The 19,848-nt window shown below is 51.8% G+C and carries 19 protein-coding genes and 2 tRNA genes; 3 read left to right on the top strand and 18 right to left on the bottom strand.

Annotation, left to right across the window (positions count from 1 at the left end; all coding sequences use genetic code 11):
* The 12 genes from VGJ94_12085 to VGJ94_12030 form a co-directional block, all read right to left on the bottom strand.
* Positions 1-1,203: O-antigen ligase family protein (locus VGJ94_12085; GenBank protein HEY3277352.1), on the bottom strand; the 1,203-nt coding region annotated here is incomplete at its 3' end.
* A 165-nt stretch (positions 1,204-1,368) separates the two neighbouring features.
* Complete coding sequence (locus VGJ94_12080; protein ID HEY3277351.1) at positions 1,369-1,668, bottom strand: four helix bundle protein; 300 nt, start codon at positions 1,666-1,668, stop codon at positions 1,369-1,371.
* Between the two features lie 71 nt (positions 1,669-1,739).
* Positions 1,740-2,516 (bottom strand): CpsB/CapC family capsule biosynthesis tyrosine phosphatase, encoded by a 777-nt coding sequence (locus tag VGJ94_12075; protein ID HEY3277350.1) that lies wholly within the window; start codon positions 2,514-2,516, stop codon positions 1,740-1,742.
* Positions 2,517-2,520: 4 nt separating this feature from the next.
* Positions 2,521-4,782 carry a polysaccharide biosynthesis tyrosine autokinase gene (locus tag VGJ94_12070; GenBank protein ID HEY3277349.1) on the bottom strand — a complete coding sequence of 754 codons (2,262 nt, stop codon included), beginning with the start codon at positions 4,780-4,782 and terminating at the stop codon, positions 2,521-2,523.
* A 107-nt stretch (positions 4,783-4,889) separates the two neighbouring features.
* Positions 4,890-5,762, bottom strand: a complete 873-nt coding sequence (locus tag VGJ94_12065; protein HEY3277348.1) for an SLBB domain-containing protein — start codon at positions 5,760-5,762, stop codon at positions 4,890-4,892.
* Positions 5,763-5,784: 22 nt separating this feature from the next.
* Positions 5,785-6,984, bottom strand: a complete 1,200-nt coding sequence (locus VGJ94_12060; GenBank protein HEY3277347.1) for an outer membrane beta-barrel protein — start codon at positions 6,982-6,984, stop codon at positions 5,785-5,787.
* Between the two features lie 140 nt (positions 6,985-7,124).
* Positions 7,125-7,898, bottom strand: a complete 774-nt coding sequence (locus VGJ94_12055; protein ID HEY3277346.1) for a hypothetical protein — start codon at positions 7,896-7,898, stop codon at positions 7,125-7,127.
* 197 nt (positions 7,899-8,095) lie between these two features.
* Complete coding sequence (locus VGJ94_12050; protein HEY3277345.1) at positions 8,096-9,166, bottom strand: hypothetical protein; 1,071 nt, start codon at positions 9,164-9,166, stop codon at positions 8,096-8,098.
* 60 nt (positions 9,167-9,226) lie between these two features.
* Positions 9,227-10,075 carry a hypothetical protein gene (locus tag VGJ94_12045; GenBank protein ID HEY3277344.1) on the bottom strand — a complete coding sequence of 283 codons (849 nt, stop codon included), beginning with the start codon at positions 10,073-10,075 and terminating at the stop codon, positions 9,227-9,229.
* Between the two features lie 24 nt (positions 10,076-10,099).
* Complete coding sequence (locus VGJ94_12040; protein HEY3277343.1) at positions 10,100-10,813, bottom strand: response regulator transcription factor; 714 nt, start codon at positions 10,811-10,813, stop codon at positions 10,100-10,102.
* Positions 10,814-11,317: 504 nt separating this feature from the next.
* Entirely contained in the window at positions 11,318-11,983 is a 666-nt protein-coding gene (locus tag VGJ94_12035; GenBank protein HEY3277342.1) for a response regulator transcription factor, read from the bottom strand.
* 496 nt (positions 11,984-12,479) lie between these two features.
* On the bottom strand, positions 12,480-12,659 hold the full coding sequence (locus VGJ94_12030) for a hypothetical protein (protein HEY3277341.1): 180 nt from the start codon (positions 12,657-12,659) through the stop codon (positions 12,480-12,482).
* 43 nt (positions 12,660-12,702) lie between these two features.
* Here VGJ94_12030 and VGJ94_12025 point away from each other — a divergent pair, with 43 nt between their 5' ends.
* Both VGJ94_12025 and VGJ94_12020 read left to right on the top strand, forming a co-directional pair.
* Positions 12,703-13,107 (top strand): secondary thiamine-phosphate synthase enzyme YjbQ, encoded by a 405-nt coding sequence (locus VGJ94_12025; GenBank protein HEY3277340.1) that lies wholly within the window; start codon positions 12,703-12,705, stop codon positions 13,105-13,107.
* Between the two features lie 35 nt (positions 13,108-13,142).
* On the top strand, positions 13,143-13,607 hold the full coding sequence (locus VGJ94_12020; protein HEY3277339.1) for a hypothetical protein: 465 nt from the start codon (positions 13,143-13,145) through the stop codon (positions 13,605-13,607).
* 215 nt (positions 13,608-13,822) lie between these two features.
* Here VGJ94_12020 and VGJ94_12015 read toward each other — a convergent pair.
* The 4 genes from VGJ94_12015 to VGJ94_12000 all read right to left on the bottom strand — a co-directional run bounded on the left by VGJ94_12015 (position 13,823) and on the right by VGJ94_12000 (position 16,030).
* Positions 13,823-13,897 (bottom strand) — tRNA-Cys (locus VGJ94_12015).
* Between the two features lie 71 nt (positions 13,898-13,968).
* A tRNA-Gly gene (locus VGJ94_12010) sits at positions 13,969-14,043 on the bottom strand.
* 207 nt (positions 14,044-14,250) lie between these two features.
* The gene (locus VGJ94_12005; protein HEY3277338.1) at positions 14,251-15,555 is read right to left on the bottom strand and encodes a TRAP transporter large permease; all 1,305 of its coding nucleotides are present in this window, start codon (positions 15,553-15,555) and stop codon (positions 14,251-14,253) included.
* A complete protein-coding gene (locus VGJ94_12000) occupies positions 15,548-16,030 on the bottom strand; it encodes a TRAP transporter small permease (protein ID HEY3277337.1) in 483 nt (160 codons plus the stop codon). The genes VGJ94_12005 and VGJ94_12000 overlap by 8 nt, the downstream gene beginning before the upstream one ends.
* A gap of 763 nt (positions 16,031-16,793) precedes the next feature.
* Here VGJ94_12000 and VGJ94_11995 point away from each other — a divergent pair.
* Entirely contained in the window at positions 16,794-17,663 is an 870-nt protein-coding gene (locus tag VGJ94_11995; protein ID HEY3277336.1) for a tetratricopeptide repeat protein, read from the top strand.
* 82 nt (positions 17,664-17,745) lie between these two features.
* On the opposite strand, the gene VGJ94_11990 is transcribed toward VGJ94_11995, so the two are convergent.
* Both VGJ94_11990 and gatA read right to left on the bottom strand, forming a co-directional pair.
* On the bottom strand, positions 17,746-18,372 hold the full coding sequence (locus VGJ94_11990; GenBank protein HEY3277335.1) for a uracil-DNA glycosylase: 627 nt from the start codon (positions 18,370-18,372) through the stop codon (positions 17,746-17,748).
* Entirely contained in the window at positions 18,372-19,835 is a 1,464-nt protein-coding gene (gene gatA, locus VGJ94_11985; protein HEY3277334.1) for an Asp-tRNA(Asn)/Glu-tRNA(Gln) amidotransferase subunit GatA, read from the bottom strand. Before gatA ends, VGJ94_11990 begins: the two co-directional genes overlap by 1 nt.
* Positions 19,836-19,848 lie beyond the last annotated feature (13 nt).

Raw genomic sequence — 19,848 nt, 5'->3', positions numbered from 1 at the left:
GCTCACTAGACCTGTCTCGGACAATATTTCAAGGTAATCGTTGTGGGCATGTTCGTAGACTTGCGAACCCAACTCAATGGGCTTGTATGGGGGAAAGACCAGTTCGTAAGTCCCCAAGCCCGTTCCAAATGTTTGAAAATTTGAAAATAATCTCATTGTGCCCTTCCACACCAAGAACCTGTTATCGTACAAGGCATTCTCTGCCTGTCTCCATTTTTCTAGTACCGGCTCCAATCCTTTCCACGTACCCCAGAGAACGCCTGCAGTGACTATAGCAATTATGGCTAGAGAACCGAGCTTAGGTTTTTTCACAGAATGCATCACAATTAAAAAAATAAGGCCTACTAGCATACTTATGTGTCCCATGCGTGACAGCGAAAAAGTAACACCAAGCATCATGCATAGCATACCTACCAAAATCATCCAAAAGACCAGCGCTTGTTCTGAGGTTAGGGAATATAAGACTGTCTTTTTCCTTCGCCAGTTACTCTTCTTGAGTCCAACACGTGTCATGCAAAGACCCAGCGAACAGAATAGAACCATGTTTAATAATCCAGCAAAATGATCCGGGTTTATAAATGTACCAGATACGATACCGATATTAACGGTTCTCATAAACCATAGGATGCTATCCGATTTGTTTAGCCCAATATAGAGCCCGTAGACGGCTTCGCCAAACCCAACAGCAAAAAGGGCCACGAAAAGCGCCTTAATCCATCGTCCTCGCCTAAGACCGGCGTTGGCAGGCTCAAATGTTGCTATTAACAGAAAGATTCCAATATAAGCTCCATATTTGAGTACCATTATTGTCGTAGAGTAGACACTCAAAGTAAGCGAGTGATATCCCGTTCCCATACCGAGCTTCGTATACATAGCAGCGGTGCCGGGAGAAAGATTCTGTAACAACCAGAAAGGCAGAGGAACAAGCTGGAAAAGAGCAATTAATAAGAAGAGAAATAGTGGCAACGAGAGCAGTAGGGTCTTTCGGTAATAGTTGTCGGGAAGCTCCGGTCTCTTGGTTTTGGATTCCGAATTGGTATTGGAAGGCTGGTTTCCTCTCTTAAAAGTCCAGATATGTATGAGTAGTAAGCTGAAAACAATGATCTCCATAGCCGAATAAGTGATGATATAGACCGAGCCGATGGCGAGCGGGCAACCGACTATGAGAACTATTAGGCCAATTAGTATTGTATAAGATGCCATGTGATAGATCGTTATTAATAGTAATTTAGTAATTCATGGTAATTCGTTGCCAGAAGGACTGGAACAACAAATTACTATCGTTAACCCAAATTACCCTTATACATTATTTATTCACCTTTGATTATATCGATGCTATGAAATTGTTAATTTTTAAGCCCAATCTATTCACTTCGTCACCGATTCTTCGTGCACTTCTTTTGAAATCAGATCCCTTTCGTGGAGAAGATCGGTCCAATGCTTGAATTCCCAGAGTGATCCGCGGGCATTATAATAGAATTTAATCGAATCCAGATAGTGATATCTTCCATAACCTTCGGCAATATTCGCACCGACCGAATCAGCTGCTTCAAGATATTGTCTTCCGATTCCAAATCTGTACTCGTTTTTCAATTCTCGATATACATTCCAACCGATTCTGCTCAATTCTCTTGCGATTCCATAGATCTGAAGTTCCTCAAGTTCCACGGTCAATTCTCATCTTCAGGCTTTAACAATGAGTTGCTACAAATTACCAGCTACCATCAATTACGATCCTACTATCTTCCTCTGACACGATCAAAAAATGTTCTCTTCTCCGCTAGCGGCTCGGGTATTACAAAATCTATCCCATTTACGATCGCTTCAGGGAAATCATTCACGAGCTTTTCCGCGTAATCCGGGTCCGTAATATCTTTAGCTGCTTTTAAAGCTTTTGACAGGATTGGGCGGCGGTGGCTTTTAGAGTGGGCGTCTGAGGCTATTGCGTGGACAAGGTGGTGTTTGAGAAGGGCTTCGGCGCACTTTCTTGTGTTCCGGCCGAATTCTCCGGTGACACTCATGGCGGTTACCTGGACGAGGCCTCCTCCGTGAACCCATTCCCTTAGCAGGTCCGTATTGCTTTGGATTACCGTATGCCTTTCGGGATGAGTAAAAATGGGAGTCAACCCCTTGAGCCTCAGTTCAAAAAGCCAGTCTAGATAGCGGGGCGGCATGATGTGCTTTGGAAATTCTACGAGCACGTACCGGCCGTTATCATTGACTGCTATTGCCTCGCCATTCTGAAGGAGTTTATCGAGCTGTTCGCTTACGTGGTTGTCTGCGCCCGGCAGGACACGGAGATGAATATTGCGAGCGCTAAGTTCGGTGTTAAGCTGGTTTACATTTTCAAAAACAATTTCTTTGCTGTTCTCGTAGGTTCCATTTCCCATGTGCGGGGTCGCCACCATTGTATCGATTCCATCATCGGCCGCCATGGCGCACATGGCGATAGCATCATCCATATTGTCCGGGCCGTCATCTAGAGCCGGCAATACATGCACATGTATATCTGTCATTGTGTTATGCGCTCTTTCTGTCGTTCTTCTTGCTCCCGAATATCGGCCGTTTCAATAAGGATGCTACAGATGAATTTCCGTTCTGTGGTTCACCTCGCCTGCCTTTCTTCTTCTTAGTGCCGTCCTCGCCATAGTAGTCGTGGTAATAGTAATAGTTGTAGTAGTGGGAGTAATAATAATTCTCCTTCCCTATATCGATGTTGTTGAGCACAGCGCCGATAAGCCGGGCATTTATGTCGCGAAGCTGGGCTGCGCCTCGTCTTGCCATGTCACGGGTAGTAGTGCCTCCGTGAACGATAGAAATGACACCATCGACAAGCCTGCTGAGGATGATGGGATCGGTAACCGAGGTTAAAGGCGGTGAGTCGATGATGATATTGTCATACTTTTGCTTCAGACTCTCAAGTAGGTCGGTCATATGCTTAGAGCCGAGAAGCTCCGCCGGATTCGGTGGTATAGGACCGGAGGTCATAATATCTAGCTTCTCATGGAGCACCGATTTATGAATTCTCGGTTCTTCACCGACGATGGCGTTACTTAATCCTTTTTCGTTGCTCAGGCCGAACACCGCATGGGTCTGGGGCTTACGCATGTCGGCGTCTATCAAGAGTACCGATTCGCCGGAATAGGCCATGACAAGGGCAAAATTTGCGGTAATAAAGGTTTTCCCTTCCCTCGGAACACAGCTCGTAAGAAGAAGTGTTCTATGGGAATTGACAGGGAAGGAGAAGAGTATCGCGGTCCGGAGACTACGGAAGGCTTCCGATACGGTCGATTTAGGTTTATGAAAGACGATGAGCTCGTGATTCGCTGCCGATGTGTCTCCCAATTCCTCGGCAAAATTGATGGTGGGTATTAGGGCAACACAGGGAATGTCCATGATGGTTTCTATATCTTGGGGAACTTTCACGGTATTGTCCAGGTATTCGAGGAAGAAGGCTAGGCCTACTGAGAGAAATACCCCAACCAAGAAAGAGAGAAGGATATACTGGGCCTTCTTCGGTCGCTCGGGGACCCGTGGAAGTTCGGCATAGTCCACAATACTGATGTTGGTTGTACCGAGTTCTCTCACTACCGACGTCTCTTTGAGCCTCTTGAGCAGGTTTTCATAAAGCTCCCTATTCTTTTCAACTTCTCTCGATAACACACCGTATTGAATGCCGTGCTCGCTCAGTTTCTGTGCCTCGGCCTTCTGTGCATTCATCGCGCCCCGGGCTGAGTCCTCTTTAGCCCTGGCTATCTGATACTCATTTTTCAGGGAGATTATCACCTGTTGGGCTTCCGTTTTTATTTTCTGGCGCACTCCATCCAACTCTTTCTTGAGCTGGATCATCTTTGGATGTTTTTCTCCGAATTTCTGTGAAAATTCGGACATCTGGGCCTCAAACTGGGCCTCCTGGACCTTGAGCTGTTGGATAAGATAGTTGTTGCTGATGGGAGGGATGGCTTCATAGGAGGCTCCTTTGTCAAGAAGATCTTTAACCTCCCTGTATCGCGCCTCTGTTTCCAGTCGCACCGTCTGGGCCTGAATGAGATTCGAGGTTAGGCCCGTGAGCCGTTGCATAGCAATGTTTTCGCTCTCTTTCTGGCCGGGAACTTGGGTAAGTTGGACAATTCCGTATTTTTCTTTATAATTCTGAAGTGCCTGCTCCGATTCTTCCAACTGCCTTCTCTGGTCCTCGATTTGTTTGGTGAGAAATTCCTTGGCTTCTTGGGAGGTGTTCGTTTTGGATTCCATGGCATTAACGATAAAGCTCTGGGCGATGGCGTTCGTAACATCGGCGGCAAATTGGGGACTCGGACTCTCGAAGCTTAAATCAACGAGCCTGCTGTTCCTTATGGGCTGGACCTTATAGCGCTTCAAGAGTCTCTCCGCCAATATCAGGTCCAGAGTCCTCTTGTCTGGCTCTCTCCCTTTCGGAAACTTTGTAGTGTTAAATAAAGGGTTCGCTGCAAGATTAAGCGTTTTCACCACTCTAAGCGCCACGGTACGCGACTGCAGAATTTTATATTGTGTCTGGTAGAAATCGGTACTTACGGCATCCAAGGATATGGGCATAACGTCCTGCATATTGAGGACCTTGGGCGCCTCCCTTTCTATCAGGATCCTCGTGCTCCCCTTGTAAATGGGGGTCATGAGGAAGGATGCGACAGTCACGGTGAAGACGATCGCGGCGAGGAAGATGATTGCCTGCTTTCGCCACTTGTAGAGGACCCGCAGATAATCGTATATATGGACCTCTTTTTCCTGCCCTGGGATGTTCATTTTACCTCCAACGGAAGATCATCGACGGCCGAAGGCCCCCCGATGCTCCATGTACTGCTGTTTATTTTCGAATCGAATCTGTAAAGGTGGTGCCGCGGAACCGGATCTTACCAGAAGCTCTCCGGCACCACTATCGTGTCTCCCGGTTCTATCTGATTTTCGAGGGCGGCGGCTAATTCTTCTTTCTTGCCGCCCTTTTCGCGGACGATCCTTACTTTTCTCTTGGACGCCTTTTCGGTGAAGCCTCCTGCGGTGCTGATGGCGTTCAGGACGGTCATGCCTTTCAGGTAGGTATACTGTCCCGGCCGCTTCGCTTCGCCGGTGACGTAGAAGACCTTGATCTTCGGCACGAATATGGTGTCGCCGTTTATTACTTCTATATTATGGGTTTTCTCCCCTTCGAGCACATCCCTGATGGGCACCTTGATCACGTCATTGGGGTCGACCTGGTTGGGGAGTAGGGCGCCGCCTTTCGGGTTGCCCGTCCTGGGTCTCACGATCATGACTTCATGGTCCGCTTCCTGCTTCACGCCCCCTGCCATGGCGATTGCCTCGACGAGGGTCGTCTTTTTGGTGAGGGGATATGCACCGGGCTGGTTCACTTCCCCGATGATGGAAATTTTCTGGCTCCTGTATTCGGTGATCTGAATGGTCACGTGAGGGTCTACGATAAAACCGTTCGCGAGCTTCGCCTTAATGTCCGTTTCCAGTTGAATCAGGCTTTTTCCCGCTGCCCTTACCTCGCCTATCAGGGGGAAACTGATCATCCCCTCGAGGTTCACTCTCGTCTTCCTGCCCAGATCGGGATGGTCCCATACGGTGATGGCCAGCTCGTCCTCGGGCCCGACCACGTAGCTCTGTTCAGCCGCGAGCGCGGCAGAGGGCATGAGAATGGACCGGTCCGAGATGCCGGGTGAAAGGGAAACGATAAAGACTGCAACTGCTGCGAGTAACGATAGACCCAGACGCACACATTTCATGATATTTATTACCTTCGGTCTCCTATGGGGTCACTATGATCTTCAGCATGACCCTGTTTTCATCGAAAGAATAGGTCTCGAAATTGGAATTCTTGGTAATGTACTGGTATTCGAGCCTGCCCTCAATCCACCTGTTCATTCTATAGATGGCGCCCACTCCAAAATCCCATCTCTTATCCACGCGTTTCTTCTGCTGGGCCGTCACCGGGTCGGCATTGTAATCGAGATATTCGTTATAGCGATAGATCGCGGTCGCGGTGCTTCCGATCTTCTGGGTGAAGAAGTGCTGGAACGTGGCCCCTGCGCCGGTGCCGATGTACGATGCATTCCCGAAGTCCGTATCATCGTAGAAGGACCTCGCGGCGTTGAACGAGACGGAGGTGTATTTCGTGAAGTCCTGGATCAGGTTTGCCGCCATGATCCAGTTCTTGGGGCTGTTGTCGCGAGTCGCAAGGTCGTGGTCGAATTGTTTCCACCCGTAGCCTGCCTTGAAGTCTCCCCTCAATTTTCCCGCGGGATCGAAGGCAACACCGAAATACATGTTGTTGCTCGAGCTGTTTGCAACCCGGTTGTTGGGGAAGGTCTTCTGCACGTAGTTATATTCGGTGAGAGCCGATGTCCTGGCCGTGAACCGGTAGTACATGACGCCGCCGTAGAGGTTCTGCCAGAAGTTCTGCCCCTTGTCGACGGTATGGTCGAAAGAGAGCTGCTCCCTGTTGTACTTTGCCTCGGCCTTCCACCTATCCGCAAACCTATAGGCGGTCGAGAAATCCGTGAAGGACCGCTCATAGGGCCTTGTGTGGGCTACCGTCGCCGTCTGCTCGATGGTGCTCTTTAAGAACCTGGTGCCGAGATTTACCTCGAGGCCTCCGGGAAAGTTGAGGCTGAGAAGACTGTGGGCGACATGATCCCAATAGTTGTTGGTCGTATTATGAGTGTAATTGAGAAAACCGGCGTTATACCCCATGGTGAGCATGTGCTTTGCGCCGAACTTGTACTCCATTCTGGCACCCGCGCGGGTGGTGGTGATCCAGTCAGACTTCCTGTCCGATTGGGTCTGATAGATATTCGACCTGTAGGTCTCCGCCACGGAGAATTCTGGGTATATCTTGAGATTCCCCATGCCCCATTCGGCCCTGGCGCTGCCGCAAAAAATAATCATCACGAGACACGCCAGAGCTCCCGTGATACCTGCAATTTCAATTCTGTGCCCCTTCCGCATAATGGACTCCCTTCCTCTGTCACGAATGTTCGGAATGTTCCTTTTCATGAATGGCTGCCCTGCCGCGTGGCGCGACACTCTCCGGGCAGCCATCCGCCTTTCCCATTTGTTGCTGCCTTACTCTTCGGTGAAGCGGGCCCTTAGCGGGACCTGCTCGCCGTACCGCCGCCACCACCACCGCCGCCGCCTGTTCCGGGGGGAGGAGGAGGCGCGGGTGCTGCAAAAGCGCCGGCTACTGCACCGGCAGGAGCCGTGGGGGCTACTGCTTCAGAAGTGCCCTGCTTTACGTCCGCTTCCGATGCGCCTGCCCTGAGAGCCGCGTCACTCACCATCTGGGGAGCGCCGCCTGACTCGATGGCAGCCTTGACGATCATTCTCGCATAGGTCTTGTCTGCCGCGATTGCCGCCTGGACGACGATCATGGGCGATCCGCCGGAGCCTATCGCAGCCGTTACCACTGAAGCGGCCGGCATCCCGGCTTTAATCGCCGCGGTGACGATCGGGCCTGCCTGAGTGGGAGCGCAGCGCACTGCCGCGCCGACGATGAAAGACCCTGCGTCGGGCCTTGCCTGGAGCGCGGCGGTCACGACCTGGGCGGCGGCGCCTGCCTGGGCCATTACGGCCTCACAGGCAACTATCGCGGGCGGGGCCCCTACTCTGATTGCTGCCGTGGTTACGGCCGCGGCGGGTGCGCCTGCCTGGAGCGCCGCTTTTACGACGGCACTCGGGGCCGCCCCTGCCTGAATCGCCTGCTGCACGATCTGATCGTTATTGAGCCCTGATTTTAATGCGTCCTGAAATATGTTGTTCATGGGTTTGCCTGCGTTCACGTCGGACGCAACCGTTGCGTGTGACGGCACGGCTGCAACCAACAGGCATAGAAGAACGAATCCAATGCCAAATATCCTCTTCATACCAGCACCTCCGTTAGGGTATTGAAACTCTGTCACACAATTCCTGTAAATCGACTACGTACGCAATCCTATTATTGCGGGGACGGCATTTCGCGTCCTTTTACGATCAGAAAAAAGGTTGGTATCAGTGTCAGCTTCGAGGGGTAGGAAGCGCGGCCGGGGCCCGCTTCACATTGTGTAATTGGAAACGCAACCTGTCAGGCTGCAAAGGGTTCGGAGAATTGGTTCTTCCTCAGGGCGAACTGGTCGGCGGCCCTGTTGTAAAGATAGGCCATGCATGCGTAGCATTGCTGGTCGGAGAATTTCAGGATATTGGAAGGATATTTCGGGTCGGTCCTGTTCATCTCGACCGCGAGCCTCAAAATCCCGTCCCTTATCTGACGGAGCGCGATGAGGTGGGCCACGTTTCCCGTATCGCCGTAGTAGGAATCGACGTCATAGATCCGCTCGAGGATCAGGCGCTCGGCCTGGTGAAAAGTGACGGGCTTGACCCTGAGATAGGCCACGATGTCGCTTATGCTCCCCACGGGCTGCTCTTCATCCATCCTGTACCCGAATTGGGCGAGGAAAGGAAGGAGCTCTTCTCGTGTCTGATGGACGATGTGGGTGATCTCGTGAATGGTCAACTCCTCTACGAGGCGCTCTTCGATGCCGGAAGATTGCCTGCCGTAAAGGTCGTGTATCCAGCCGTAGGGGATGGCGATCACCCATTCGGGCCGGGTGGATCCGGGGGCGGCGAGATTATAGGGCATTGCGACCGGTGGGATATCGAGAGTGGAGAAGATCTCCTCCCCCAGGAGCACCCGTTCGTAAGGATCGAGCTTTTTTCCGAAGAGGGTGGTCCTCCTGTAGCCGTCTACCATAAAACCGTCGAAGCTGCCTCTGGACGAGATATTGAAGAGTTTTATGGAAGGGACCGCCGCGGTGGAGCCCACATAATAGTGGGTGAGGAACATGTCCCTTGGCAGCAGGCAGCGGTTCACGTTCTGCAGGGGTGTCACATCCTGCTCCGTAATCCCGTAAGGCGCGAGATTCTGCAGGGCTGCCGATGCCTTCGTCATGTCATATTTCACATAGGTGCGGGTGATATATTCCTTGAGATTGGCGACCAGGCCCTTCCACCTGGGGTCAATCTTCGGTCCGAAGAAGAAGGCGTCGGCCGCGGCGGGTTTCATGGTAACCCCTCCTGCCGCCATGGCGGCGATACCGGCCACTTTTGCGAAACTCCTGAAGAAATCTCTCCGTCCGATGTCTTTGATAGACTCCACTTAAGCCATATACCTCTTAATGACTTATCGGGCAGGAAAGGCTGCAACTTAATAGAAAGTTTAAAGGGAACTTTCAGAATTCTGGTACACATAGGCGAGGTAACCCGTTCTCAGGAGCACCAGGGCATTATGGTCCGCAAGGAGCTCCCGGTGAAGAGAGGTAATCCGGTGAAGTGGCTCGTTCCCGTCGCGGCAATAAGGCCCGAGGGAAAAATCGAGCCGCTTCGAGGCACCCTTCACGATGGCGCAAATCTCCTCGTAGGTGAGCCCCATGACCTCAGTCGGCCCGATGTCCGGGGCAGCTTTTGCAGGTTTCACGCGTGATTGCAATTGTCCTATATCGTCCAGGCACCCTGTCTTAGACATGGTCAGGATATCCCGTGCGTCATCGTCGGAAAATTCCGGGAGGGCGGACAGGCGTTCGAGTTCCTTCGCCATACTCTTTTTCAATGATATGGCATGGTCGACAAGGGCGTGATAGAACTCATCCGCCGAGCCGAGGTCAGGGTCCTCCAGAATTATATTCGAGGTTTCGAGGGACAGGGAAAGGCGCGACCATAACGGGGCGTCTTCCCAAGCCGTATCAGGCGCATTTTCCAGATGAATACCGCAGGAGACGATAGCGGCAGTGTCTGCCTTCCCGGCCCACATGATCCTTCCCCGGTCAAAGGACGCGCCCTCGGGGGTATCGGACCTGAGAGAGAGGAGCAGATCGATGACGTCGCCCTTATCGAGAGGCCTCATGTCATCCGCCTCGCCCGTACGGACATCCATCTGGGCCCCATTGGAGCTCAGATCCAGGAGGTTATAGGAAAGGATCGCGAGATCGTCGAGACGGCATCCCGTATAGGAAAGGTCCCTGATATCGAGATTGGTGCGGGCTCCTTCACGGCGCTCACCGGCGGGCATTGATTTCACCTGGTTTCATGTTTTTCATGTGGGACGTCGAAGGTCAGGATGAGAGGGGGTTATTTTATTCTGAATCGCGAATCGCACGAGGCCCGGAAGGTCCCGAAGCCCCAGTTTCTTCATTACCCTGGAGCGGTAGGTATTGACCGTGCTGACCGAGAGATTGAGGATATCCGCGATGGTCCCGCTGCCCTTTCCTTCCACTACGAGCTGCAGGACTTCCTTCTCACGCATGTTCAGAGATAAGAGCGGGTCCTTGGCATGGACCGACAGGACGCCCTTTTTTATATAATCGTCAACGAGGGCGTGGGAGACGGCCGAGCTCAGGTAGCGTTTGCCGGCATGGACCGCGCGTATAGCCCTGATGATCTCGCTGTCGACCGAATCATAAAGCACGCAGCCTTTGACGCCGGCCTGAAGCAACCGGCAGAGTTCCTCAAAAACCATTCTCTCGGAGATTACCATCAGTTGAACCGGCGGGCCCAGTTTCAGGATATCCCTGATCACATCCTTCGCCGCCTCCACATGGTGGTGAGGCGCCAAAATCACCACGTCCGGAGGCGCAAGAGCCATTTGTTCGACGGTTTTGGGTCCAAGGGCGGCATGCCCTTTCACCTCGATACCGGGTTCCCCCTCGAGAAAATTCCTCAGCCCTTCCCTGGAGAGGGCGTTGTCATCGATCAGATAGACTGCGATTCGAATATCGGTGGAAGAATTTAAAGGATTGGTTCGGTTCATGTGAGTGTTATTGCATCACCGGGAAGAGATCTCTATCGATCTACGGGAATACCGCTTTCACAGAGTCTATTCCAAAACAGGCTACCGCCATTGCCGTCTGAAGACAGCTCCGGTCCCACCCCTTTTGTAGTCGCAATCCCCATGTGCGAGAGTAAGATAATGAAGTAGTATTTTGTAATAATTGTATGTTTTTGTATGTAGGACACCTTGGACTCTTTATGTACGCCGGCAGATTACCTTATTCCTCCCCATCTTCCCCTAAGGTTTTAAAAAATATCCGGTCCATAGTCCGTGATATCCCTATTCGATACCAATTATCCCGGGATATACCATTTTGATAGTTTATGTTGTGTTGTGACAGATGCCCTCCGAGCACTCGGTCAGTTGCGTCCGTTTTTTGATCCACTCCGGAGATAATGAGCGGCCCGGGAAGGTTGTGACAAAACCATATTACAATGTTGTAGGATTCTTTTGACAAATGTTGTAAGCCTTTCGTATATCGCTTCATGGCTGATAAGGTATGTTTTCCGGAGTTAACCCATTTTGCATTCCAAACCTTACGAGACCCGGTATATCCGTGATGGAGAGCTTCTCCATCACTCTGTAACGGTAGGTATTTACGGTTTTCTTTGAAAGTCCGAGGGCGGAACCTATCTCTTTGCTCGTTTTTCCCTGCACCACGTAGAGGAGGATCTCCTTTTCCCTGGAGCTCAATTTTGAGAGCGGATCGCCCTGTTCGATGTAGCGGTAGTGGAGTATGTAGTCATCGATCAGCTTCTCCGCGATCGGCTCGCTCAAATGCCTGCCGCCGTTATGGACGGCGCGGACCGCCGAAATAAGCTCTTCCGCCTCCGACTCCTTCATTACATATCCTGAGGCGCCTGCCCTTAAAGCACGGAATACATGGGGCATATCGGAGTGCATAGAGAGGATTATCACCCTTGTCGAAGGGTTTTTTTCGCAAATCTGTTCCGTTGCATCGATCCCGTTAAGCTCCGGCATCGTGATGTCCATAACCGCCACATCCGGACGGAGTTTCATTACTTCCCGCACCGCGGCCCGGCCGTTCCCCGCCACTCCTATTACATTCATGTCCGCCTGCCCGTCCAACATCAGTTGGACTCCCGTCCGGACAATGGGATGGTCGTCGGCGAGAAAAACTCTGATCATATCTCTCCACCACTCGCGGTATCTGCTTAAATTTAATTACATGTCGGTCGGGACCTGCTCCGCGCGCGACACGCGGTAGCGACCGACTCTCGGGGTTCCGTGTTATTGATCGGCCTGCCGGCAAATTTCTTAAGGAGAACGGAAAATGTCGGTGCCTTTCGGCACGAAGCATCTCTATCGAGAGGAATGCTCCTCCGGACTGCCTCTATAATTAGCCGGAAGCACGGCGGTTTCCGGGGCATGGAGGGAACTTTTATCTGCTGACAGCTATTCCGGTGTGCTTTCCAAGGAAAGAATCAATGATGCGACTCGCGAACCAAAATTTGATGCGACCATACCTCGCATCGAGTTTCAGCTACATGGACTAGTGTCAAACTTTTGGCGTTTTGTCTGTGATCTTAGAGACTTACCTCCCCCCACAGAAGCTACGGTAACAAAGTCGAAGTCCTTTGTCAAGGTAATTCCATGCCCGCAGATCTCCTGTTTCCTGCTTCTCTTATCGAAGAGAGGGGAGGAAGGCCCTCTTCACCCCTGCCACAATGATCTTTTCGCGAAATTCACCGCAAAATTCGGCTGCGGCAGGGATAATGCGGGAATGGACCGGAAGGAAGGCTATGGATGCATCTATTTTTTTGCCCCATGCAATTTCAAGGGGGTTGTGATATATTCTCGTCATAGGGAGACTCAATTTTATGGCGCTTAAAGGTTGCGGGAAATAGATGGGCCCGATGGTCGATATGCTCGAATTGAAGGTGAGGACGTCGCGAGACGTGGAAGGGAAGGATATTACGGCGGAGGTCGCCGGCCTGGTGAGAGGAAGGCGGGAGGGACGAATTGTCCATGTCTACACGCCCCACACCACCTGCGGGCTCACGATCAACGAGCACGCAGACCCTGACGTAATGAGAGACCTCCTCGACGGGCTGGAACGGCTGGCGCCGAGGGACTTTCACTACAGGCACAGGGAAGGCAACTCCCACGCCCATATCAGGGCCGCCCTTGTAGGAACCTCGGTGACGATACCTTTTTCCGAGGGCCGCCTCCATCTGGGTACATGGCAGGGTATATTCCTGATGGAGTTTGACGGTCCCCGGGAACGAAAGGTGATAGTTACCGTCATATGAACAAAACAAACGATCTTTATACGGAGGAATTATAAATGCACATATATTGTCGATTGGGCCGCATCCTCATGGGCGTTGTTGTTGCCTTTCTCCTTCTTTCCCCTCTCTATGCGAAAGAAGTCAAAATTCAGGCGCCGAAAGAATTCGGGACTTATATCAAGACCGCTGCGGGCCTTAAAAGACTTATTCCCAATGTGGTCTTTGACGAACAGGGGATGCTCTTCATCGAGAGCAACAACCCTGCGCGGTTCCCCCTCAAGGACCTTGAATATTTCCTGATTTACGGCCCCCGCAACATGGAAGTTCTCACCATGAATCCCCTCCTCTTTGTCCAGGCATCTGCTCTCGGCAAACCGCGTTTTATATTCGGCAAGAACGTCGACATAACAGTTCAGGACAGGGGAAACAATCTCCACGTCATTAAACCGAAAGGACTCCTGGGCAGAGGGTATTATTGTCTGTGGATAGAGGATACGGCCTGGGATTTCGTAATTGAATAAAACGATGAGTTTTCCTGAATAAGAGGACCGGTTTCATCGGCTGGGCGAAAGACCGACCACGGTCCGATTGGCCGCAACTTCAAGAACCTGAATTTATTCCTGATTATCCTATTTGGAAAACCGGCCTGCACTCGCGGCGCGGGGAGGTCAAAATCTTCCCGTCGGAAAGCCGGGACCCATAAATGCGGAATATGTTTCGATTGTAACGGATAAATTGGAGGCGGCATCCGGATTTGAACCGGAGAATAACGGTTTTGCAGACCGCTGCCTTACCACTTGGCTATGCCGCCATGCACACTGGTAAGCGAGGGAACAAAAGCGATAGCCGCTGTTCACGGCTATTCGCTTTCACCTTCGTAAATGGAGCGGGAAACGGGATTTGAACCCGCGACTTCAACCTTGGCAAGGTTGCACTCTACCGCTGAGTTATTCCCGCGTAGTGCTTCTTTATAATACATAACCGCGGCTTATGTCAAACGTTTAATGCATTCCGGGTCTCTAAATTTTATCGTGAGCGCTGCGGAAATCACAACCTCCCCCTTCCGGCATCGATTCTGGCGCTTTATTGAAGAAGGGTGCATAAAAGAAGGGGTCTCTCACGAGAGACCCCTTCTTTTATGCGTTTCTTGATTTCAGATATGCCTTAACTCGGCATCAATACGCCCGGCAGCCAGGTGGCGAGCTGGGGAAAGACGAAGAGCACTATGCCGCCTACCACAAGACTTATGAGGAATGGGTAAACCCCGGCATAGATCACGCTGAAGGGCGTCTTCGTGATCTGCTTCACCACGAAGACGTTTATTGCAACCGGAGGCACCACCACGCCTATCATGACCGTGATGCCTATCATCATTCCGAACCAGAGCGGGTTATACCCGAGCTTCTGGATCGCCGGAAAGAATATGGGTGTTGCAAGGATCATAAAGGCAAGGTCGTCGATGAATGACCCGCCGACCAGATAGATGAGAGATATGAAGATAAGAATGATCGCAGGATGGAGGGGAAGACTTGTAATCCAGTCCGCAGCGATCATGGGGATTTTGGTGACGGCGATAAAGTGACCGAGCACTGTGGAGCCCGCGATAAGCATGAGAACCATGCATGCCGTCCTCACCGACTCCATCACTGATTTTATATAGCCCCTGAGGTTGAGGTCTCTCTTGCTGAAGGTGAGAAAGAGCACGAGAAAGGTGCCGACGCTGCCTGCCTCGGTAGGTGTGAAGAAACCCTTCAGAATTCCGCCGATGACGAGGATGAAGATAAGCACGACCCACCCTACCTCGGGAATCGATTTCATTCTTTCACCCCACGATGACTTGGGCCCCTTCGGTCCTATCTTGGGATTCATCTTGCACCATCCGTAAATGATGCAGACAAAGAAGCAGGCAATGAGAAGACCGGGAAAGATGCCTGCAAGAAAAAGCCTACCAATGGACTGATCGGTGATAATGCCGAAAATAATGAGGGTCACGCTCGGCGGAAGAAGAACGCCCAGGGTTCCCACGCTTGAGACGATACCTGTGGAGAGCCTTTTGTCGTAGCCGTACCGGTCCATCTCAGGCACTGCGACGCTGGCGAAGGTTGCCGCCGTGGCGGGTGAAGACCCGCAAATTGACTTGAATGCCGTTGCCCCGGCCACCGTGGCCATTGCGAGACCACCGGGAATATGACCGATAAATTTATATGCCGCATCGAAGAGCCTCTTTGCAATACCCGAATTGAATGCAACCTGACCCATCAATATGAATAAGGGTATAACCGTAAACCCATACGTATTGAGTACATCGAAGAAATCTTTTGCAAGGAGATTGAATGCGGCATTCCAGGAGATCAGGTAGCCGAACCCCAGAAAACCGATCACGATCATGGCAAACGCCAGTTCTATCCCCGTGAGAAACAAGATCAACACTACGGCCAAACCTATGATGCCGACGACCACCTCATTCATATTTGCCTCCAATTATCTTGAAAATATCACATATCAACACGAGACACTGGATAAAGCAGCAGACCCCCAACCCGTATGCAATCGGATAAAAGGGAAGCTGACGGGTGAGCGTGACCTCTCCCGATTTGAAAAGCTCAAAGGCTACCTTGAAAAGGTTCCAGCCAATCAGGTAGAAGAGCACTATTCCCATGAGACGCGTGATCGTATTCAAGATATTCTGGACGCCCTTCGGACATTTCTGATAAAAGAAATCAACAAAAATATGGCCCCTCATCCACGAGGTGATGGGAATCGCAAAACCGATCGCTATGGCTCCGCCAAGACCGACCATCTCGAAGGTGCCTACGATGGGGGCCCCGAAAAGCCTCAGCAGCACGTCGGCGCACGTGAGAAGCATGATAAATGTGAGCGCTACGCAGGAGACGGCCTGCATCCACTTGCTCAATCTTTCTATAGTTCCAAATACTCCTTCCATAAAACCCCCTATTGCATGAACTCCCGGCAGCCACTGCTGCGGGTTACCACACGTACCGAACCTGGAAGACCTGGATTTCTCCGATGCTTTCCGCATCCCCCGCACCTTTTTTCCCCAGGCCCCATATGCCTTTTCTGTTGAATCCTCAGTTGTAAAGAATTCGTTTTATCATGGCAACCCTCCTTGCACTAATATTATTGTGATTCCCTCGTCGCAAGGCGAAACCGGCTGGATCATCCCGGATCTTATACGGAACCCGGCGATTCCGACGCTTTGAGTGTGCCTCTCACGCCCCGGTGTACGCTTACGATGTATACAGTACAGGTTGAAGCACCTTGATCGTCGTGCCTTTCAACGGCTACCGCGCTCTCGGCTCCGGTGATTAAAACCGCATTTCCTGCTTTTCCGGCGCAGGAGTCGGTTATCTTCTCAACCAGATTGTCTTACTTTGCCTAAATATTTCCATGGGTGCAAGGGGTTTGTCAAGTGAATTAATAACACGGGTTTGCCTGCAAAACCTTACCCCTCCGATAGTTCTCCCAATTGCGTTTCCAGGCTGTTTCAGAACGTGGTAAAAGAGCCTCTTATATGATATAATGGACCCCTGTTCCGGTACGGCCCCGGTCCTTCCTGACGAAATCAGAAATCACCGGACTTTCACGCCGATTTTGCCGGGCAAAAAAAGATCGACATGCGGCAACTCCGATATTTTTCGCAATATCTGTTTTGCCGGCACGTTCCTTATTACGTGAGAGGAAAATAGATGACAGCTCAAGAGTGGTTCGAAAAGGGAAATCTGTTTTTTCAGTCAGCAAGGCTCAATGAAGCAATCGAGGCATATACTTCCGCCATAGAGCTGGAACCTAAGAAAGGGGTAATATATTATAATCGCGGTAATGCCCATGCAGCCATGGGCAATCTGCCCGAAGCATTGAAAGATTTCGATGAAGCCCTTCTCTTAAATGGAAAAGACAGCGAAATATATATAAACAGGGCGGTTACCCTCTATCTGATGGGCGAGTATGAAAGAGTCATAGAAGATTGCACCAGTGCGCTGGAGCTCATTCCCGGCGAGGCAAAGGCATATGTGATCCGGGGCAACGCAAAGCTCGTCCTTCAAAATCCCGAGGGGGCAGTCGACGATTACGGGAAGGCCCTGGAGCTCACTCCGGACGACATAGGGCTTTATCATAACCGGGGACTTGCGCTCATGGGCCTGAACAGGTATTCCGAGGCAATCGGGAATTTCACGAGCGCCATCAATCTCGATTCAAAATTTTCCCGGGCCTATTATAATCGGGGCACTGCTTTTTACCGGGTCCTCGATTTGGAGAAGGCAATGAGCGACTACTCGACCGCAATAGCTTTGGGCTTCGAAAACCCCGAAATTTTTTGCGCACGGGGCTCCCTCCATGCCAGGATGGGGACTCTCAAGGAGGCTACGAAAGACTTCAAGAAAGCCCTCGAGTTGAATCCGGAGTTTGCCGAGGCCTACTATTATCTCGGAAATGTCCATCTGGAATCGGGAAATGAGGCAGAGGCATTCGAAAACCTCGGGATCTCCGCTTCCCTTGGATTTCAAAAAGCCGCGGAATTCCTCGAAAAACTGCGGGCGGCAAAAAAGAGCGGGTAGTCTGGTCTATCCTTTCAGCCTGCATAATTCAATTTGTGATCTCTCTCCGACGCGAAGTTAGGGCAGCCTCCGAGACCGTCCGTTAATGGAGCAACTGCCTGAGCCTCTCCATGTCTTCCCATGCCTCTTTTATTTTTTCGTTGTTACGCAGGAGGAACGAGGGGTGATAGGTGGGCAGGAGAAGGGCGCCCCTATACTTCGTGAGTGCTCCTCTGATGCGTGTGATCCGTTCATCGGTTCCGAACAGGGCATTGTAGGCATGCCTGCCCAAGGTACAGATGACGCGGGGGTTCACGATCTCGAGCTGGGAAAAGAGGTACTCCTTGCAGAGTGCTATCTCCGACGGCTCCGGGTCGCGGTTTTGCGGCGGCCTGCATTTGAGCAGATTGCATATGTAGACCTCTTTCCTCCTGAGCCCCGTCCTCTCGATAAGCTGATCGAGAAGTTTTCCTGCCCTGCCCACAAAAGGTCTTCCCTGGATGTCTTCTTCCTCGCCGGGAGCTTCCCCTATAAAGAGCAATCGGGCGTTGGCGTCTCCTTCGCCGAAGACTACATGTTTCCTGGTTCCGGCGAGAGAACATTTCGTGCAGTCCCTGGCTTGCCTCTGGATCGAGGAAAGGGAAAGTCTGGGCGTTTTTTCAAAAGCATAGGAGTCTATGCCCATACCTTTGAGGGCAACGAGAAATTTATGTGCTTCCCTACGATCCATCAGCTTCTGAATCTGTCCGGCACGCTCTTCACCTTCCGCTCCTTTTCGAGGGCAAAGGCGGTCTGAAGCATGCGTCCTTCATCGAGGGGCTTGCCGATTATCTGAAGTCCCACAGGGAGGCCGGCGCGATCGAGCCCGCAGGGAACCGACATACCCGGAAGACCGGCCAAATTCACGGGAATGGTGAATATGTCGGAGAGATACATCTGCAGCGGGTCCTCCACTTTCTCTCCTATTTTGAACGCCGTGGTAGGGGAGACGGGAGTGGCGATAATATCGCATTGTGCAAAAGCATCCTCAAAATCTTTCCTGATAAGGGTCCTCACCTTGCCTGCTTTTCCGTAATAGGCATCGTAATACCCGGAAGAAAGCACGTACGTGCCCAGAATGATCCGCCGCTTGACCTCCTTGCCGAAGCCTTTCATGCGCGTCTTCTTATACATGTCGATAATATCTTTCCCCTCGACCCTCATGCCGTATTTGACCCCGTCGTAACGGGCGAGGTTTGAAGAGGCTTCGGCGGTGCAGATGATATAATAGGTTGCGACTGCGTACTCCGTATGGGGAAGGGAGATGTCGACGAGGGTGGCCCCCAGGCCTTCCAGGCAGGAAAGGGATTCGGCGACCGCCTGCTTTACGTCGGGCTCGATGCCTTCGATCATATACTCTTTCGGGATACCGATCTTCATCCCTTTTATCTCTTTTCCCAAATATTGCGTGTAATCGGGCACCGGTTGAGGAATTGAGGTGGAATCCATGGGATCATATCCTGCAATGGCTTCGAGCACCACGGCGCAGTCGGTGACATTTCGCGCGAGAGGCCCGATCTGGTCAAGGGATGACGCGAAGGCCACGAGGCCGTACCTCGACACTCTCCCGTAGGTAGGCTTCATGCCTACCACACCGCAGAGGCTCGCAGGCTGCCGTATCGACCCGCCCGTATCCGTACCGAGACTCGCCACGCATAGACCCGCGGCCACGGCAGCCGCGGAGCCGCCGCTCGACCCGCCGGGGATCCGCTCCAGGTCCCAGGGATTCCTGGTGGTCTGGTATGAGGAGTTTTCCGTTGAAGAGCCCATGGCGAATTCATCCATATTGACTCTTCCAAGGTGGACATAATGTCTTTCTTTCAGCTTCTTTATCACGGTCCCGTCGTAGGGCGCCACAAAACCTTTCAGTATTTGGGAGCCGCACGTGGTCTCCAGCCCTTTGGCGCAAAAGATGTCCTTGATGCCGAAGGGAATGCCGAGGAGAGGCCCTTCCTCACCCTCCTTTATCCTCCGGTCCGCCTCTCGGGCCATCTCCATGGCCGCCTCCTCCGTGAGGCGCAGATATGCCTGCACCGCCTGGTCGTGTTTCTTCACCCTGTCGAGATAAAATCGCGTCAACTCGACGGAAGAGATCTTACCGTTCTTCAGGAGCCCTCTCAGCTCCATTATATTCATGTCAAGAATATTTTCCACCCTATCTCCTTTC

The sequence above is a fragment of the Syntrophorhabdaceae bacterium genome (assembly GCA_036504895.1).
Classification (GTDB): Bacteria; Desulfobacterota; Syntrophorhabdia; order Syntrophorhabdales; family Syntrophorhabdaceae; genus PNOM01.
Note: the sequence above shows the minus strand (reverse complement) of the source record. Positions and strands in the feature narration are given on the sequence as shown.

What these genes read in the sequence shown, in the direction of transcription:
- VGJ94_12075 (HEY3277350.1), bottom strand. Translation starts at nt 2,516, where the DNA reads ATGACAGATATACATGTGCATGTATTGCCGGCTCTAGATGACGGCCCG.
- VGJ94_12070 (HEY3277349.1), bottom strand. Translation starts at nt 4,782, where the DNA reads ATGAACATCCCAGGGCAGGAAAAAGAGGTCCATATATACGATTATCTG.
- VGJ94_12065 (HEY3277348.1), bottom strand. Translation starts at nt 5,762, where the DNA reads ATGAAATGTGTGCGTCTGGGTCTATCGTTACTCGCAGCAGTTGCAGTC.
- VGJ94_12060 (HEY3277347.1), bottom strand. Translation starts at nt 6,984, where the DNA reads ATGCGGAAGGGGCACAGAATTGAAATTGCAGGTATCACGGGAGCTCTG.
- VGJ94_12055 (HEY3277346.1), bottom strand. Translation starts at nt 7,898, where the DNA reads ATGAAGAGGATATTTGGCATTGGATTCGTTCTTCTATGCCTGTTGGTT.
- VGJ94_12045 (HEY3277344.1), bottom strand. Translation starts at nt 10,075, where the DNA reads ATGCCCGCCGGTGAGCGCCGTGAAGGAGCCCGCACCAATCTCGATATC.
- VGJ94_12040 (HEY3277343.1), bottom strand. Translation starts at nt 10,813, where the DNA reads ATGAACCGAACCAATCCTTTAAATTCTTCCACCGATATTCGAATCGCA.
- VGJ94_12035 (HEY3277342.1), bottom strand. Translation starts at nt 11,983, where the DNA reads ATGATCAGAGTTTTTCTCGCCGACGACCATCCCATTGTCCGGACGGGA.
- VGJ94_12030 (HEY3277341.1), bottom strand. Translation starts at nt 12,659, where the DNA reads ATGACGAGAATATATCACAACCCCCTTGAAATTGCATGGGGCAAAAAA.
- VGJ94_12025 (HEY3277340.1), top strand. Translation starts at nt 12,703, where the DNA reads ATGGGCCCGATGGTCGATATGCTCGAATTGAAGGTGAGGACGTCGCGA.
- VGJ94_12020 (HEY3277339.1), top strand. Translation starts at nt 13,143, where the DNA reads ATGCACATATATTGTCGATTGGGCCGCATCCTCATGGGCGTTGTTGTT.
- VGJ94_12005 (HEY3277338.1), bottom strand. Translation starts at nt 15,555, where the DNA reads ATGAATGAGGTGGTCGTCGGCATCATAGGTTTGGCCGTAGTGTTGATC.
- VGJ94_12000 (HEY3277337.1), bottom strand. Translation starts at nt 16,030, where the DNA reads ATGGAAGGAGTATTTGGAACTATAGAAAGATTGAGCAAGTGGATGCAG.
- VGJ94_11995 (HEY3277336.1), top strand. Translation starts at nt 16,794, where the DNA reads ATGACAGCTCAAGAGTGGTTCGAAAAGGGAAATCTGTTTTTTCAGTCA.
- VGJ94_11990 (HEY3277335.1), bottom strand. Translation starts at nt 18,372, where the DNA reads ATGGATCGTAGGGAAGCACATAAATTTCTCGTTGCCCTCAAAGGTATG.